Genomic DNA, 17,317 nt, shown 5'->3' with positions numbered 1-17,317 from the left:
GGGCGCGCACCTGTTGGCATACCTCACAAGTCTTCACCCGGTTTCGTCGTCTGTCAGCCCGTCTGCTCAAAGGGCTACCGCGACCTGAACGCGTCGATCATCGCTTTTGTGACGTCGCCGGGGAAACAGACCGGCGAATATCCACCCGGCTTGCTATAGGCGCTGCGCTTGCCGCAGCGCCGTCCAGCGCGATCGCGGCTGTATGGACATGCACATGAGCTCGGATAGGAATCGAGAGATTCTGCAATAATGCGCTGGATCAAGACTGTGTCCGGAACGACGGGGACCGCAACCTCGATCTCCTCCGGCTTTTTCTCCTTCCTTGCTGGTGCGGTTTTCGCCTTGACCTCAGTTTCGGAAAGAAAGCGAGTGGCGATCCATCCCTCATGCTGGGTGAGATCATCTCGAATTCTGGACCAGTCTCCGGCTTGTTCCATCAGGAAGACCTTTCTCCCGGAGTCGAAACGGTCGATGATAGGATCGGTCGTTGAGGGGCCAGAGCGAAACCCGACGCGCCTGCCTGACACATAGCGGATCGGTGCATCGGCAGACCGAAGCTCCAGGCCATCGCTGGACGGCGTCTCAACCTTCGCGCTTGAGAGTTCGCGCGCCGGCTTTGCGGAAACTTCGACCGGTTCGATGTCAGCCGCTCGTTCAACGCGGGTAGGCGTTGTATCCTGGGGCGAAGGCACGGTTGATCCATCGTCCGTCTGCCTGAAGAACGCATAGATGAGCAGCGCACCAATGAGCCAGTATCGTTTCTTCATCCCCAATCCCCACCCGAATTCTGGCTCACATGAAGCCGGACGACAAGTCTAGGGTGAGAGCGAAACCTGATTTCCCGTTCGTCGTGAATTTGCTACCATGGCGCTTCATAATCGGAGGCTGGACAATGACAGGATGGGATCGCTCGCCCGGCCCGGACAATGATTATGCTAGCGCACAGCCCTCATCGTCTGTCTGGCGCGGTATGCTTGTCATGGTGCTCATGCTCTTTGCAGCGGGGCTTGTCATCGGCTGGCTCACATAGAGCCGGTGGCCGTCAGCCCCAACGCAGTGCCATCAAACAGATCCCGAGCGGACGCGGATGTCTCGGCATCCGCTCGGGTGCTATGGAACCCTGGCTTTGATCTAGCTGGCCTATGCGGCTTCCCAGACCTGATTCAAGATCCTGGCGGCCAGTGCTGCCTTGTCCTGCGGAAGAAACCGACCGTAATGCTGCTGCACCACATCCGGCGTGTCCTGGATCGCATAGCTCGCCTGCTCGTAGGAACCCGTCTGCTTGAGAATGTGGGTTGCCAGGATGTCGCGAAGGTTATGAGGGCCATGCGGTAGCAATCCTTTGATGGCGCCGCGACCGGTATAGGGATTGTAGATGCCGTACCTCTGGATGACGGTCCGCCAGGCTTCGTAGAATTTGGTGGAGTCATATGCCGCATCGAGGCTCGTCGTCTTCACCGTCTTGACGAACAAGGTGCCGGGATCCTTCGCCGAACCGAGCAAAACGCCGCGATGCCGGTCGATATAGGCCTCGAGGTATTTGTAGAGGTCGAGCAAGTCCGGCAGGATGAGGCGAAACGGCTTCTGCCCGAAGAAGGAGGAGACGGAGTTCTTGAAGGCGGCCGACGGGATCAGCACCTCCCAGCCTTGCTCGCGGTCGCTCCAGCGCAACTCGCCGCATTTCATGTCTTCGAGACGCCGTTCCGAGGTTGGGAAATGATGGCGCGGGCAGACACGAAGCTGGCGAAGGTTCTTCTGCCGAAGCCCGAGGTGCAGACCGAGACGAAGCAGAAGAAAGGATCTAACGGCCTCGGCGGCCGCACGCGGGTAGCGATCCTCGTCCGGCATGCGGTTCAAAATCTCGTCGGTGATCTTGCGATACTCCGCCAGCGGGCTGTCCGCCTCGAGAACGCACATGATGGGCTCGAAGGGGTCGCGATGCACACGCATGACCCGCTGGATTTCCTTCGAGCGATTGGCGGCATGCCGATGAAACGCATCACAGGCGCCATGCCAGTCCCGAGCAGCGAACTCGATCTCCTCCGGTGCGATCAGCCCTTCGATCGGCCGCACATTCTTCAAGAGCTCCGGATGCTGGCGGATCCAGCCAACCTCTGACCGCGTGAGGGCCTGGGCGACCATCAGCATGTCCTCTTCCCATTTGGTATAGAAGCCACGGCGCTTTTCTCGCCATTGCAGATACCAGTCCCAGACGCCGGGGAAGATCAGCAGGCCGAATGTCAATTGGCTAAGCGGCACGCCGCGGCCTTTGACAACGCCGGCGGGGGAGGCTGCCAGAGCTCCGAACATCAGGCCGAGATGCTCGATCTTTTGTGAGGCGGTTTCCTCGCCCCACACCCCGTTCCGCTGAAAGCCTATGGCCGTCAGCGTCGAGGTCTTGAACCGAATGAGGTCAGCCATCTCCATGGCAAGCCGTGCCGGCGCATCAACGACACCGGACAGGAGATCAGGGTCCTCGAAGGTTTCCGCAGCGTTGTTGTTGGCGCCGGCCGTCAGGGGACTCGTGCGAGGTGACAACGCCGCTCAGCCATAGGTGACACCCGGAAAGCGGATGGCATAGCGCTGCTTGCTGGCCGCGGCCTGATAGCGCCGATAGTCGGTCGATCCTGAAATAATGACCCGGCGCACCCAGTCGATGATCTCCTCCCGCTTGCTGAACGGCAGGCCGCTGAAATCGTCGGGAAGGTGCAACGAAATCCGGCGTCGTTCGGCGGGACTGATGTCGCCAAGGTCGTGACCGAGCAGGGAGCGGGTCTGATAGGGCAGTTTTGCTTTGAAGTATCCTGCAGGCAGCCGGTATCGTCGTTCGATGCGGGCGAGGATTTCGAAGCTTGCGACGGATCGCGGCACACGCTCTCCCTGGATCCAGGACAACATGGTTTTATGGTCGAACGTTTCGCCGAGGCGAACGACAGCGCGGTAGAGTTGCCAGTAGCTCTCGCCAAAACGGCGCATCTGATAAACCAATGCGTCCTGAAACGCAGCAGGATCGTCGCGTGCCTCGAACAACGGATCCGGGAATGGTTGGATGGGTTTCGGCTCTGGTCCTCTCTGGGGTGAGGCGGGGTAAGCGCGAATATCGTCATCACCAACCCGTCTCGGCTTTCGGGTAGAGGGCGCAGTCGCTACCGGTTTCCGCTGCTCTGCACTTTTGGTTGGGGATACCGGCTTCGCCTGACGGACGTCCCCTGCCGCGGGCGGCTCGCCCAACCATCTAAGGATTGCATCAAGAGCGATGCGGATCTGTTGTTTAAGATCGCCCGTCAAATCGCCGCCTAGCCGGCAAGCTTGAGCGACTTCTGCCCAGTCGATGCGACCGTTCAGGAGAGGTGGTGCCCTACGATGAGCAATCAGTTTGACGAGATACGTCTCGATGTTGCTCAACGAGCGCTTCGACGCGATTGGCGCAATGCGCAGCTCGCAGAATTTTGAGATCTTGCTCTGAAAATGACGTGAGGAAAGGTCTGGTTTTGACATGCTTGCATTCCCGTTCGCTCGGCACCAATGCCGAGGGCGAGCGGGGATAGGGCGTGTCATTTAACAAAGAATGTAGCACAGGCGGCGACGATCAAAGTGGCGATGCTGCTGTGGGGTGTGGCTGCAAATCCGCCTAGTAGGATCGCGTGACCCTCTGTTGGGACAATAACTTCCGCCCTTTCAGTTATCGATTGCCATTCAATCGATGCTTGGTGGTTTTCCGTAAAAGGCTTGTCGGAGAACCCAAGTATTGCTGCAGAAACGTCCTGTCACGGTGCTTATAGTAACCATCGATAAACGTTTGTTATCAGAAGTCAGAACGGAATCCCGCAATCATACGCAGTGAGGAACAGTAACTTTACTATAGAGTTCTTTTAATAAGTCGTTTACCATAAAATCAATGGCTTACGATCTCGCGGTCTTGCCCCTTCAGAGCCTGCTGAAGTCCACTTTCGAGGCCGGCGTCGCGCTCGTCCGTCTCGACGAACGCATCGCCCGCTCGCCGGTTGGCGCCGGTTTTCTTGAGCGTGCCCACTTTGCCGATGCCTGTACCTGCTTGTGGCTCGACGGCGAACTCGTCAGCCTCGAGGACCTCGTGCTGCACGACGCCGGCCATGACATCCGCGCGCCGACCCACGAACTGACCATCGCCCGCGACGTCCTGCGCACCCGCCGGCGGATCGTCGGACAGCCACCCGGCTGGGCCCTGTCGGTGGCGGGCCTGACCAGCCCGTGCCGCGTCGACGCCGGACCCACCGATCCCACAGGGAAGGAGGGGACGCCGACAGCCGCGGAAGTCGAGACTGCCTAAAGGGGAGAGCGACAACGTCACCGATCCGTTGGCGCGCTGTTGTTGCCGAACTGACAGACCTGCCGCCAGTGCTGCAGGCGGTGTTGGCATTGGATGCCTAGAACAGCCTCGCGGTTCTGCAGCACGCGCCTTGGTTGGGCCGGCATCTGGCAGCCTCGATCCTGCGCCAGGCCGGCGTCACCACCGGCGCGCATCTTGCCGCCATCAATCTCGGCCTCAAAACCATCCCCGTCGATCGGCGCCGGCATAACAGTCGCGAGGTCCGGCTGCTGGCCATCGCCGACGGCTTTTTGGCGGCCGCCGAGATCGGCCTGAAGCAACATGACCGGCTGGCGCTGGCTCGCAAAATGATGGAGCGGAAGCTGCAGGGGAGGCGGAGCTCGTCGAGTTCGTCATGGCGACTCCGCTTGTTCATGCCGGGACCGTCACCAAAACGCTCGGGGTTACGCCGCAGGCGGCGCGGCGGATTGTTTTGGAGCTGGGCTTGAAGGAGATGACCGGGAGGGGGAGGTTTCGGGCGTGGGGGACAATTTAATCCACCAGCCCAAGATTACTTGGCGCCGACATAACCCCGCGATGGTGAGCCATTCTCAACTGAGCTTCGACGTTAGTTTAAGGGCGAGAATTAGGTAATGGGCTCAAGCTCCATGAAGGTTACATGATCGACTGTCGGGAACTCGTCGATCATTGAGACCCTTGGTCAGTGAAAAATCGTCCGTTGCGAGTGCGCGGGCATTTCTGCGGACACCGAGAACAATCTAAAGGTCGACGGTATCTCTCGAATCGCTATCACAAGGTCGATCGATATGGCGCTGCCGACCCGTCGGGATCATGATTTGACCAGACGACGTGGCTCACCGCGCCCAAGGAGACGGGAGAACTTTCGATACTCCGAGTGTTCATACTGCCAACGGCCCGCAACGATTGCCGGATGAATTCCAGCTTCCCTGCCAGTGTTTCCAGTTCATCTATTTGCATTTCACTTGAGACATGCTTCTCCCAGATGTCGGTAAGATGAGCGAGCGCGATCCGCGGCGATAGAGATTTTGTCGAAGGTGATCACCGGTAACCATGGTGTCAGCCGCGCATGCTCGTGCCTGGAATGTGGAGGAGGCGACCGGCGTCCTGTCGAAGGCCGGATTCGAAACGCGCTCTGGCTCATATGCTGGTCAGCAAGAGGCTCGTCTCGCTCTTCGACACGCCGTCAATCATCCGGACCTCGCGCAGCACGCGATCGAAGTCCGAGAGACTTTCCGCGCGAATATTTGCGACGATGTCCCAGTTGCCGTTCGTCGTGTGTAGCGAGTGGATTTCTGGAATCCCGCGCAACCTGCGGGTCAACTGCGTCGTCGATCGGCCGGTCACCTCAATCATCATTACCGCGCGGATCTGCGCTTCGTGGTCGTCGCGCACGCGCACAGTGAAGCCCAGCAGAGTTCCAGTTTCCACCAGACGGTCGAGCCTATTCTGTACCGTGCCGCGCGCCACGCCGAGGGCTTCTGAGAGCTTCGACAGGGATGCGCGCCCGTCCGCGCGCAGATGTGCGATGATGCGTCGGTCGAGTTCGTCGGGGATGTATTTGGCGATCGTCGTCTTGTCGGCGGGTATGACCATTTTCACAATTTCTCTGTGCAGGTTGCCTGAATTTTGTTCGAAATTAGCAATGTTTTACAATTTCCGCCACCCATCCGCCTTGGTAGCCTAAATTTCTTCAATTGCTAAAAAGGATAGCCGCTGTGACCGCTCTGCCCTCGAAAAAAGCTCTGGTCCCCTTCGTGAGTGTCGAGAACATGATGCGGCTGGTTCACCACGTCGGCATCGAAACGATGCTGGCCGAACTCGCAGATGCGATCGAGGAGGATTTCCGCCGGTGGGAAAGCTTCGACAAGACCCCGCGCGTCGCCTCGCATTCCGACGAAGGGGTGATCGAGCTGATGCCGACCTCCGATCATGCAACCTATGGCTTCAAATACGTCAACGGCCATCCAAAAAACTTGGCTCAAGGGCTGCAAACGGTCACGGCCTTCGGCCTGCTCGCCGACGTCGCCACCGGCTACCCGGTGCTGCTTAGCGAGATGACGCTGCTGACGGCGCTGCGCACCGCCGCGACCTCGGCTGTGGCCGCGCGCCACCTCGCACCGAAGGGCGCGAAGACCATGGCGATGATCGGCTGCGGCGCGCAGTCGGAATTCCAGGCGCTGGCGATGAAGGTGGTGGTCGGGATCACGGAGGTGCGGTTCTACGACATCGACGCCAGGGCCACCGCCAAGGCGGTGCGCAACCTCAAGGACAGCGGCCTCAGCGTCGTCGACTGCGCCTCGGCCGAGGCCGCGATGGAGGGGGCCGAGATCATCACGACCTGCACCGCCGACAAGCAGTATGCCACCATTCTCACCGACAACATGGTCGGCGCGGGCGTGCATATCAATGCCATCGGCGGCGATTGCCCCGGCAAGACGGAGCTGCACCGCGACATTCTCCTGCGCGCCGACACCTTCGTCGAATATCCGCCGCAGACGCGCATCGAAGGCGAGATCCAGCAGATGGACGCGGACTACCCGGTGACCGAACTGTGGCAGGTCATCAACGGGGAGGCGTTGGGGCGTCGCGACGCCGGCCAGATCACCCTGTTCGACAGCGTCGGCTTCGCGATCGAGGACTTCTCGTCGCTGCGCTATGTGCGCCGCCGCCTCGAGGGAACCGGACTTTACCAGGAGCTCGACCTGCTGGCCGATCCGGACGACCCGCGCGATCTCTTCGGCATGCTGCGCCGCGCCGCGAGCTGAGCCTTGGCTCCCGAAGGCGACGACCGAGTATCGGGGCTGTTGAAAGTGACGCTTTTGTAGTCAACTCCATTTTTGGAATAGGTCTATCCCGTATCGTTGTCTACCGGCGGGTCAACCACGTTGGATCGTGGCCGGATTTAAATAAAGTACAACGTTCCTTGTATGGAACTGTAATGGAAAGGTGTCCGCTGCCCTCGACGTCGATTTCGTGTTCGAAAAAGGTTCGTCGCGTTTTGCGATGACGGGCCGAGAACACTCCTCTCCATCGCCCCGATAGAGGCCCCTGTGGTGAGTCTTGAAACGCTTATGGCGCAGGCTTTCGTGCACGGTGGACGATGGCTTTCGCGCGGTCGTCCGGTCTCGGAAAATAGTGGTTTTTTCGGCGAGATTTCAGGGTTTGCGAACTTGACAGCGGAGAATATCGGAATACAAATTTACTTACCAAGCTAGGAATATCGTTCTTTATGAGGAATTTGCCTTCCGTATTCGCGCTGGACCCGCGACCCGGAAGGTGTGTTGAAAGGGAGGAGTGAAAATGAAACGGACGACTCTGGCAATCCTTGGATGCCTCGCTTCGGTGGTGACTCTGGGCGTCGAAACGGCATCGGCCGGCCCTATTCTTGACGGGATCCGTCAAAGGGGGGCGATCCGCTGCGGCGTCATGAATCCGCTGCCGGCGTGGAACTACGCGGACGAAAAGGGAGAGTGGCAGGGGTTCAACGCCGACGTTTGCCGCAGCCTGGCCGCCGCGGTCTTCGGAGACCCCAGCAAGGCGCAGGTAACGACCACGACTCCCGCGGTTCGCTTGACGGCGCTGCAGACGGGTGAACTCGATGTGCTCGTGGCCAACGTGACGGAAACGGTGACCCGCGACACCGAGTTGGGCCTGACCTTTGCCCCCGTCACCTTCTATGATGGCCAGGGCATCATGGTGAAGAAGGCCCTGAACGTCGGCAGCGTCAAGGATCTGGACGGCGCGACGATCTGCGTTCAGCCGGGCACGACCACCGAACTCAACCTCGCCGACTATTTCCGCACCAACGGCATGAAGTTTCAGGCCGTCGTGATCGAAAACCAGGCCGAGACGCGGCGGGCCTACAACGAAGGCCGTTGCGACGCTATGACCGACGACCGTACGACGCTCGCGAGCGAGCGGCTGGCGCAGTCCAATCCGGACGACCACTTGATTCTGCCGGAAGCGCTGTCGAAGGAGCCGCTGGCTCCGGTCGTGCGCCAAGGTGACGACCAGTGGGCCGATATCGTCCGCTGGACGATCTACGCGCTCATCGAGGCCGACGAACTGGGCATCAAGAAGGAGAATGTCGAGAGCACCGCGACGAGCAGCCAGGATCCGCGCGTTCTGCGCTTCCTCGGCACCACGCCCGGCCTCGGCAAGGCGCTTGGCATTGACGAGAAATGGGCCGTCAACGTGATCAAGGGCGTCGGCAACTACGGCGAGATCTACGACCGTAACCTCGGCGATCAATCCGAGATGAAGCTGCCACGCGGCGACAACGACGTGTGGACCCGCGGCGGCCTGCTTTACGCCCGCGCCTTCCGCTAAGAAAATAGCACCGGGGCGGTCAAACGCTGTTTCGATCGCCCCGGTAGCCGGATCAACTTCGGTCGGATCGACCTGAATTCCGAATCCGTCTCCAAACAAATAGACAGAGCATGGTCGTCCGCATCGTGCTCTCCCAGGATCGCCACCATGTCAGAGCTTCTTGTGCCCGATGCGGGGAGTCCCCCCGCGCCGCGCCCAGCATTTTCCCTCCTCGCAGGCGGAACCACCTTGCGCTCGGCGCTCTGGCAGGCGCTCGCGCTGACCGTGACTGCCATCATCCTCGGCTGGTTCGGCAATAACGCGGTCGAGAACCTGAGCCGTGCCAATGTCGCGAGCGGTTTCGGTTTTCTCAGCCACACCGCGGGCTTCTCGATCATCGAGACCCCGATCGAGTATGCGCCGGACGCCAGCTATGGCCGGGCGCTCATGGTCGGGCTGCTCAACGGCGCGAAGGTCGCCTTCCTCGCCATCGTGCTGGCAACCGTGATCGGCACGTGTATCGGCGTTCTTCGCCTCTCCTCGCATCCCGTCGCCTCGCGTCTGGCGGGCGCCTATGTCGAACTCTTGCGCAACGTGCCGCTGCTGCTGCAACTTTTCTTCTGGTACGCGATCCTGCTGAAGCTGCCGGCGGCGCGCACCGCGCTGACGCCGCTGCCGGGGATGTTCCTCAGCAATCGAGGCCTCTTTCTGCCGGCGCTGACGAGCGACGGCCGGTTCTGGTGGCTAGTCGCGGCGCTTCTGCTCGCGACGCTCGCCACGGTGTTTCTGTCCGTCCGCGCGACAAAGATTCAAGGTGCCAAGGGACATCGGCCGTCGGTGTTCGTTCCGTCGCTGCTCGTCTTCGTCGCGCTGTCGGTGGGCGCCGTCCTCGTCTTCGACATCCCGTTCGGCCTCAGCGTGCCGGAACTGCGCGGCTTCAATTTCTCCGGCGGCATGGTCATCTCGCCGGAATTCACCGCGCTCCTCATCGGGCTCAGCCTCTACAGCGCGGCCTATATCGGCGAAACGGTCCGCAGCGGCATTCTTTCCGTCGGCAAGGGCCAATGGGAAGCGGCGTCCGCTATCGGCCTGACCGACATGCAGAGGCTTCGCCTCGTGGTCATGCCGCAGGCCCTGCGGATCATCATCCCCCCGATGATCTCCAGCTATGGCGGCATCATCAAGGGCACCAGCCTTGGCGTTGCCATCGGCTTCCCGGAACTGGTCAGCGTGTCCAACACCGTTATGAATCAGACCGGGCAGGCCGTGGAAACGATCGGACTCGTCATGGCGGCTTTCCTCGTCATCAATCTCGTCATCGCGGCGTTCCTGAACTGGTTCAACGGCCGCCTTGCATTCAAGGGGCGCTGAGGATGGCGACTTCACAATTAATGGCTCATACCGGCGGCTCGGCGATTTTCCGCTCCCGGCTTTTCCGCCAGCTCTTCGGCACGCCCCTCAACCTGCTGCTCACGCTGGGCACCGCTTGGTCGCTCTGGGCGCTCACGTCATTCCTGTTCCGCTGGGCGGTACTGACTGCGACCTGGGAGGGCACTGGCGAGACCTGCAAGCAGAACGGCGGCGCGTGCTGGATCTACGTCCGCGTCAAGGCGCAGCAGATGTTCTTCGGCGTATACCCGGCCGAGGAGCTGTGGCGCCCGGCGCTCGTCATGGTGCTGTTTCTCGCGCTCCTGACGCTCAGCATGTTCAAGCGCTTCTGGCGCCCGTGGCTGTTGGGGGTGTGGATCGCCTCGGTGCCGACGCTCTACCTGCTGATGGCTGGCGGCGTCCTCGGCCTCGCCCCGGTTCCGACCGCGCGCTGGAGTGGTCTGCCGCTGACCTTCCTGCTGGCGATCTTCGGTCTGGCGATCGCATTTCCCTTCGCCGTGCTGCTGGCGCTGGCACGCAAATCCTCCATGCCGGTGATCCGGCTGCTGGCGACGATGTACATCGAGTTCATTCGCGGCGTTCCGCTGATCTCGCTGCTGTTCATGGCGTCGGTACTGCTGCCGCTTTTCCTGCCGGCGGGTGTGACCCCGGACAAGCTGCTTCGCGCCCAGGTGGCGATCGTGATGTTCGCCGCGGCCTATATCGCCGAAGTCATTCGCGGCGGTTTGCAGGCCGTCGGCGCTGGCCAGTACGAAGCCGCCAAGGCCTTGGGGCTCGGCTACTGGCGGATGATGGGACTGGTGGTCCTGCCGCAGGCGCTGAGCACCTCGATCCCGCCGCTGATGAACATCTTCATCAGCTTCTTCAAGGACACGACCCTAGTGGTCATCGTCGGCCTGCTCGATTTCCTCTGGGCGGTGCGCTCGCCCTACAGCGACCCTGAATGGGGCAGCTTCGCGACGGAATCCTACGTCGTCGCCGGCGCGACCTACTTCGTTCTCTGCTTCACCATGTCCAAGTACAGCCGCTACCTGGAACGGACGATCCGGCAGAAACGCCAACACTAGCCAAAACCAACTCTCGCAAACGAATGGGTGATGTAATGGAAAACGCAAAAGACCAGCAACAGATCACAGTGTTCCGCAACTGTGACTGGATTCTGGCGTGGGACGCGGCGCAAGGGTCGCATGTCTATATGCAGGGCGCGGATTTCGCGTTCCGAGGGAACGAGATCGTTCACGTCGGCCCGAACTACGCCGGTCATGCCGACACGGAAGTCTCCGGCAAGGGGCGTATGCTGATCCCCGGCTTCGTCGACATCCACAGCCACCCCGGTCACGAACCCGGCTGGAAGGGCATGTTGGAAGAACTCGGCAGCCCGAAGCTCGGTCAGAGCTCGCTTTACGAGTTCATGCCGGTTTTCGACATCGGCCCGGAATATGCGCGCCACGCCGCCCGCGTCGCCACCTATGAACTGCTGCGCAGCGGCGTCACCACCATCTGCGACCTAGCCGCGCCTCGGCCCGACTGGGTAGGCGACTACGAGCCGACCGGTATCCGCGCCGTTCTCTGGGGCATGTTCCGGTCCGGCCCGTGGAAGACCCGCAACGGTCACTCGGTCGAATACGATCTCGATTTCGCCCTGGGCGACAAGCGGCTGCGCGATGCGATCGACGTCGCCGACACGGTCTCGAAGCATCCGAGCGGCCTCTTCACCGGCTATTTCGGCCCAGCTCAGATCGACACCTGCTCGGAAGGCCAGATCCGGGACTCGCTGGATGCCGCGCGCGAGCGCAACCAGCCGATCCAGATCCATGCCGCGCAGAGCATGATCGAGTTCCAGGAAATCGTCCGCCGCTACGGGGAAACGCCCATCGGCTGGCTGAACAAGATCGGCGCGCTGGGGCCGGGCACGGTCATCGGCCATTGCATCTTCCTCAACGACCATCCGTGGCTGCACTGGCCGCATGCGAACGACTTCGAAATGCTGCGCGACAGCGGCGCGCAAGTTGCCCATTGCCCGGTCGTCTTCGCCCGCCGCGGCATCGCGCTCAACTCGCTGACCCGTTACACGAACGCGGGTATCCGTTGCGGCATCGGTACCGACAGCTTCCCGCACAACATGCTCGATGAACTGCGTATGGCCTGCTACGCAGGACGCATCGTTACCGGAAGCTTCACCGGATCGACGACGCACGACGCGGTCATGTCGGCGACGGCCATCGGCGCCGACATCATTCGCCGGCCGGACCTCGGCCGCTTGGCGCCGGCCTGCAAGGCCGACTTCTCGGTCGTGGACATGACCAATCCCTACATGCAGCCGGACTACGAGCCGATCCGCAGCCTGGTTTATTCCGCCAACGATCGCGCCATCAAGGACGTTTACGTCGACGGTCGCCAGGTCGTCGGCGACGGCGAGGTCCTGCACTTCGATATCAGCGAAGACATCGAAATGCTGCGCAAGGGCCAGGCCGAGGTCATCGCCAAGGCACCGCAGCGCGACTGGGCCAGCCGCCGTCTCGATCAGCTCAGCCCGCGTGCTTTCCGGCTCGCGAACGGCTGAGGATCGCCGCCATGCTGATCGATCGAAAGGTTGCTATCGAAGCCAATCCCCCCGCGGTGGAACTGCGGGGGGTAAACAAATGGTACGGCGAGTTCCAGGTCCTTTGCGACATCAATCTGCGTGTCGCAAAGGGCGAACGCATCGTCATCGCAGGCCCGTCGGGTTCCGGCAAATCGACGATGATCCGCTGCGTCAATCGCCTGGAGGAACACCAGAGAGGACAGATCATCGTTGATGGCACGGAGCTCACCAACGATCTGAAGAAAGTCGATGAGGTGCGCCGGGAGGTCGGCATGGTGTTCCAGCACTTCAACCTCTTCCCGCATCTGACAATTCTCGAAAACTGCACGCTGGCGCCGATCTGGGTGCGCAAGATGCCGAAGAAGCAGGCCGAGGAAATCGCCATGCACTTCTTGAAGCGCGTCAAGATTCCCGAACAGGCGAACAAGTATCCGGGCCAGCTTTCCGGCGGCCAGCAGCAGCGGGTGGCGATCGCCCGCTCGCTGTGCATGAACCCGAAGATCATGCTCTTCGACGAGCCGACATCCGCGCTCGATCCCGAGATGGTCAAGGAAGTTCTGGATACGATGGTGAGCCTCGCGGAGGAGGGCATGACAATGCTGTGCGTGACCCACGAAATGGGTTTCGCCCGTCAGGTCGCCGACCGCGTGATCTTCATGGACCAGGGCCAGATCGTCGAGGAAAACGCTCCCACCGAGTTCTTCGACAATCCCCGGCACGAACGCACCAAACTGTTCCTGAGCCAGATCCTGCATTGAACATGTAGCCCGCCCCGGCGACGGGACGGGCTTTTGAAGCGCTTGAAAAGACGTCAAACGGCCAGATAGCCGCCGTCGACGGGCAATATGGTCGCGGTGATATAGGACGCGCCGGGTGAGGCGAGGAAGAGCACCGCCGATACGACATCGTCCGGCTGGCCCCAGCGCTTCAACGCGGTGCGTTCGCTGATTGCCTGATGGCGGGCCGGATCTTCCCGCAGAGCGGCGGTGAGGCGGGTTTCGATCCAGCCCGGCGCGATCGCATTCACCCGGATACCATCGGAAGCGTAGGCGATGGCCAGCGATTTGGTCAGCTGCGCCACGCCACCCTTGGACGCCGAATAACCGGGGACCAGACCGCCACCAAAATAGCTCAGCATCGATGCGGTGTTGATAATCGACCCCTGGGTTCTGGCGAGCAGCGGCCGCGCGGCCGCGCAAACCCGCATGGTGCCCGTAAGGTTGATATCTATGACGGATGCGAAGGTTTCAGGGTCGAGCTCGGCGCCGCGGCGAATGACACCGGCGCAGTTTACCACGACATCAAGGCCAGCCAGCGAACCGATCAGACTTTGAACGGCCTCCGCGTCCCGGACGTCCAGCACCACATGGCGAACCGACGCGCCGGCGGCTCCGTCAGCGTCGGCCGCGTCGACGTCGGCCTGGGTGGCACCGGTCGCGAGCACCGTTGCGCCGAGACGGGCAAACCCCGCGGCGATGGTAGCGCCAATACCCGAGGTGCCGCCTGTAACCAGAACGCTTCGCCCATCAAACAATCCGGGCACGAAGATTGCCAGGCCATTCGATGCCGCCGGTATCGCCGTCTCAGCGGATGAACTGGTCGACATAGTCGGCTCCCAGCCCGCAGGCGGCGTAGTGTGCCCGGCACATATCGATCTTGGTGAAGACGTCCTCGTAGCCGATATGTTTGTTGGCTTGGTCGAGATAGACCATGCTGCCGGTGATGTTGAAGAAGGTGATCATCTCGTCCACCTCCTCGGGCACCCAGAGAGTGTGAATTTCGCCCGGCGGCTCAAACACGTAGGAGCCGGTTTCGGCGGTCCAGTCGTGCTCCAGATATTTCCATTTTCCGCGCAGCACGAAGCCGTGCACGGGGTTGGGGTGCAGATGGCGGCTCAAGACCCCGCTCTTGCGCACCCGCAAGAGATTGCACCACTGACCGGCCATCCGATTGAGCATGAGCGGGCGGAACCAGACATCCGGCGCTTGCGGCACCCATATTCTCTCATCCTCGGGAATGGCCTGAACGGCGATTTCCGGCAAGGCGAGCACGTGTGTGGTGCCGTTCATGTTTTTGTAGAAGGTCGCCGGCCCGGCGTCAGTCACCGGTTTTGATGGGTCGGTCACTGGATTCTCCTGTATTGGGCCGTCCGCTCGGCCTGGATCACGGAAGACATACGATCTTGTCGTCACGCCAGAGGAATACCAAGGGATCGAAGCACTTTTTTCATCCGCTCACGGCCATCCAGGTAGCCCCACGAGGCAAACCGGTCGCGGTGCTTTTCGCGCCACGACACGACAGGCCTGTTCTGTGCCTTTTCGGCGGCGGCGTAGATGGCGTCATATTCGGCCAGTGCCTCGTCTTCGCCGTCCGTGTTGTAGGATTCACGGTGAAGGATGGCCCTTTGTGGCAGTCTTGGCCTGACGGCGGTGACACGCTCCCGGCTTTCGTAGCCGATGCAGAGACCGAAGAGCACGGCGGAACCGTTCGGGACGTTCAGTTCCTGTGCCACGAGATCAGGCCGGTTGCGCAGGCTCCCGACATAGCAGGTGCCCATGCCGAGCGATTCCGCGGCGAGAACAAGGTTTTGCGCGAAGATGGAACAATCGCTGATGGACGCCAGAAAGGTGTCGATCATCGGCAACGCGAAAAGATCGGCGCCAATCGTGGAGGCGACCCTGGCGGGGCGCGCAAGATCCGTCACGAAACACAGGAGCACAGGAGCGTTGGCGATGAAGTCCTGCCCGGCGCATGTCTTCGCGAGACGGGTCTTTTTCTCGGGGTCCGTCGCCGCGATGACCGACACGGTCTGCATGTTGGAGGATGTCGCAGCCGACTGACCCGCCGCCATCAGCATTTCCAGCGTGCCTGGGGGGAGAGGTCCCCCGTGTAGTGTCTGACGGAACGGTGCTTCAGCATCAGCGCGTGCAGTCCGACACCAGCCGTTCGCCCGATGGTATCTGATTGAATGTCGGTGCGCCGTAACGCCTGTCGAAGGCGCTTGCAACGCTGTCGCCGTCAGGCGCGACGACACTTGTCGAAGTGTGTATTGTCATCATCGTTCTCGTAGAATGCCGGTTTACTGCTTGTATTTGCGACGTTTCAGGAATTTCCCGTCCGTCGGTTCGCCGACATAGGAACCTTCGTCGACGATAACCTTGCCACGCAGGAGCACCGTCTTCGGCACGCCCTTGACCTTGTGTCCCTCGTAGGAGGAGTAATCCATGGCGTTGTGCATGGCGGTCTGTTCGATCACCATTTCGGCCTCGGGGTCCCAAAGGACGATGTCGGCGTCCGAACCGACCGCGATCGTCCCCTTTTGCGGAAACATTCCGAAGACCTTGGCCGGGCGCGTGGCGACCAGTTCCACGAACTGGGTAAGGGAAATCCGGCCTTCGTTGACGCCCTGATAGACCATTATCAACCGTTCCTCGACGCCCGGCGCGCCGTTCGGGATGGCGCGAAAGTCGTTCCGGCCCCGGTCCTTGTGCCCCTTGAAGAGCCAGGAGCAATGGTCGGAGGAAACCGTTTCGAACACACCGTTTCGGAGTGCGTTCCAGAGAACGTCATGGTCTTTCTTCGCGCGGGCCGGCGGTGTGAAAACGTATTTCGCACCTTCGAAATCCGGCCGCTCCAGGTCTTCCTTGGTGAGGTAAAGGTAATGCGTGCAGGTTTCCGCCAGAGCGCGGACGCCTCGCGATTTTGCGCGCATCACCTCCTCAAGGGACTCCTCGCAGGTCACATGGACTATGTAGATCGGGGCGTTGACGATTTCGGCCAGGGCGAGGGCCCGCGCGGTTGCCTCGGCTTCGACCCGGGGCGGGCGGCTGAGCGCGTGGTAGATCGGCGCGGTTTTGCCCTCGGCCACGAACTTGTCGCGCAGATAGTCGGCGGCGTCGCCGTTTTCCGCGTGCACCATGACGAGCGATCCGGTCTTGACCGCCTTGTCGAGCGTCTTCAGCAGCGTCACGTCGTCGATCATGTTCATGCCGCGATAGGCCATGAAGACCTTGAAGGAGGTAATGCCAAGATCGGGAAGCACCTCCAGCTCCTCAATCACGCTGTCGGTCGGGTCGAGCACGATGATGTGGTAGCCGTAATCGATCGCCGACTTGCCGCCGGCCATACCGTCCCACTTGGCGACGGCTTCCGCCAGGCTGTGGCCGCGATCCTGCTGACAGAAATCGACGATGGTTGTCGTTCCGCCACAGGCGGCCGCGACCGTCGCTGTTGCGAACGTGTCGGCCGACTGCGTGTTGAAGCTGACCGTTTCGACATGCGTGTGAACGTCTATGCCGCCCGGAAAGACGTAGCGGCCGGCCGCGTCGATCGTCCGCTCCGCTGGGCCGAGCGCGCCGCCGATCTGGGTGATCTTGCCATCTTTGATCCCGAGATCGGCGCGAGAAATGCCATCCGCGGTCACGATGGTTCCGTTTTTGATAATGATGTCCATGATGTCGCTCTCAGGATTGAAGAGTTTGTTCCGTATATGGAATTTAATTCTTTATACAAGTTTGCATGGTGTTTTGAAGCTGTCAAGCGGAACGGCGGCCTAGCGAAGAGGATTCTGTGCAGAGCGCTCTCGTTCGAGGCGGAACGAGTTGAAGTCGACGGCGGGCTCGCGCGAGAGCTTGTCAAGCAGCGCAAATTCCGGTTCCGCTCCGGTTGACAGATCAAAAATTTTACGCCTGTTATTGTCGTGCTGC

At 61.1% G+C, this 17,317-nt stretch carries 13 protein-coding genes and 2 pseudogenes; 7 read left to right on the top strand and 8 right to left on the bottom strand.

Annotation, left to right across the window (positions count from 1 at the left end):
* Positions 1-74: 74 nt before the first annotated feature.
* Positions 75-767, bottom strand: a complete 693-nt coding sequence (locus ACT6VE_RS17295; protein ID WP_444799767.1) for an SH3 domain-containing protein — start codon at positions 765-767, stop codon at positions 75-77.
* Positions 768-1,140: 373 nt separating this feature from the next.
* Positions 1,141-3,498: pseudogene (locus ACT6VE_RS17290) on the bottom strand (hypothetical protein).
* Between the two features lie 400 nt (positions 3,499-3,898).
* Between ACT6VE_RS17290 and ACT6VE_RS17285 the strand changes: the two are divergent.
* A pseudogene (locus ACT6VE_RS17285) lies at positions 3,899-4,844 on the top strand (DUF1612 domain-containing protein).
* Positions 4,845-5,467: 623 nt separating this feature from the next.
* Here the strand turns inward: ACT6VE_RS17285 and ACT6VE_RS17280 are convergent.
* Positions 5,468-5,923 (bottom strand): Lrp/AsnC family transcriptional regulator, encoded by a 456-nt coding sequence (locus ACT6VE_RS17280; protein WP_444799766.1) that lies wholly within the window; start codon positions 5,921-5,923, stop codon positions 5,468-5,470.
* 122 nt (positions 5,924-6,045) lie between these two features.
* On the opposite strand from ACT6VE_RS17280, the gene ACT6VE_RS17275 reads away from it, so the two are divergent.
* The 6 genes from ACT6VE_RS17275 to ACT6VE_RS17250 all read left to right on the top strand — a co-directional run bounded on the left by ACT6VE_RS17275 (position 6,046) and on the right by ACT6VE_RS17250 (position 13,369).
* Entirely contained in the window at positions 6,046-7,095 is a 1,050-nt protein-coding gene (locus ACT6VE_RS17275; RefSeq protein ID WP_444799765.1) for an ornithine cyclodeaminase, read from the top strand.
* Between the two features lie 535 nt (positions 7,096-7,630).
* Positions 7,631-8,659 (top strand): amino acid ABC transporter substrate-binding protein, encoded by a 1,029-nt coding sequence (locus tag ACT6VE_RS17270; RefSeq protein ID WP_444799764.1) that lies wholly within the window; start codon positions 7,631-7,633, stop codon positions 8,657-8,659.
* Positions 8,660-8,806: 147 nt separating this feature from the next.
* On the top strand, positions 8,807-10,009 hold the full coding sequence (locus tag ACT6VE_RS17265) for an amino acid ABC transporter permease (RefSeq protein ID WP_444799763.1): 1,203 nt from the start codon (positions 8,807-8,809) through the stop codon (positions 10,007-10,009).
* A gap of 2 nt (positions 10,010-10,011) precedes the next feature.
* Positions 10,012-11,094, top strand: coding sequence for an amino acid ABC transporter permease (locus tag ACT6VE_RS17260; RefSeq protein WP_444799762.1), 1,083 nt, complete (start codon positions 10,012-10,014; stop codon positions 11,092-11,094).
* A gap of 35 nt (positions 11,095-11,129) precedes the next feature.
* The gene (locus ACT6VE_RS17255) at positions 11,130-12,590 is read left to right on the top strand and encodes an amidohydrolase family protein (protein WP_444799761.1); all 1,461 of its coding nucleotides are present in this window, start codon (positions 11,130-11,132) and stop codon (positions 12,588-12,590) included.
* 11 nt (positions 12,591-12,601) lie between these two features.
* Positions 12,602-13,369 carry an amino acid ABC transporter ATP-binding protein gene (locus tag ACT6VE_RS17250; RefSeq protein WP_444799760.1) on the top strand — a complete coding sequence of 256 codons (768 nt, stop codon included), beginning with the start codon at positions 12,602-12,604 and terminating at the stop codon, positions 13,367-13,369.
* 53 nt (positions 13,370-13,422) lie between these two features.
* On the opposite strand, the gene ACT6VE_RS17245 is transcribed toward ACT6VE_RS17250, so the two are convergent.
* The 5 genes from ACT6VE_RS17245 to hydA form a co-directional block, all read right to left on the bottom strand.
* Positions 13,423-14,217, bottom strand: coding sequence for an SDR family NAD(P)-dependent oxidoreductase (locus ACT6VE_RS17245; protein WP_444799759.1), 795 nt, complete (start codon positions 14,215-14,217; stop codon positions 13,423-13,425).
* Positions 14,195-14,680, bottom strand: coding sequence for a 2,4'-dihydroxyacetophenone dioxygenase family protein (locus ACT6VE_RS17240; protein ID WP_444799806.1), 486 nt, complete (start codon positions 14,678-14,680; stop codon positions 14,195-14,197). The genes ACT6VE_RS17245 and ACT6VE_RS17240 overlap by 23 nt, the downstream gene beginning before the upstream one ends.
* Positions 14,681-14,799: 119 nt before the next feature.
* Positions 14,800-15,576, bottom strand: coding sequence for a nitroreductase family protein (locus ACT6VE_RS17235; RefSeq protein WP_444799805.1), 777 nt, complete (start codon positions 15,574-15,576; stop codon positions 14,800-14,802).
* Entirely contained in the window at positions 15,530-15,667 is a 138-nt protein-coding gene (locus ACT6VE_RS17230; RefSeq protein WP_444799809.1) for a hypothetical protein, read from the bottom strand. Before ACT6VE_RS17230 ends, ACT6VE_RS17235 begins: the two co-directional genes overlap by 47 nt.
* Before the next feature lie 23 nt (positions 15,668-15,690).
* A complete protein-coding gene (gene hydA, locus ACT6VE_RS17225) occupies positions 15,691-17,064 on the bottom strand; it encodes a dihydropyrimidinase (protein WP_444799758.1) in 1,374 nt (457 codons plus the stop codon).
* Between the last annotated feature and the right edge of the window lie 253 nt (positions 17,065-17,317).

Origin of the sequence: Shinella sp. (assembly GCF_052438155.1) — a bacterium.
Taxonomy (GTDB): Bacteria; Pseudomonadota; Alphaproteobacteria; order Rhizobiales; family Rhizobiaceae; genus Shinella.
This window is presented reverse-complemented; position numbering and strand designations above follow the sequence as displayed.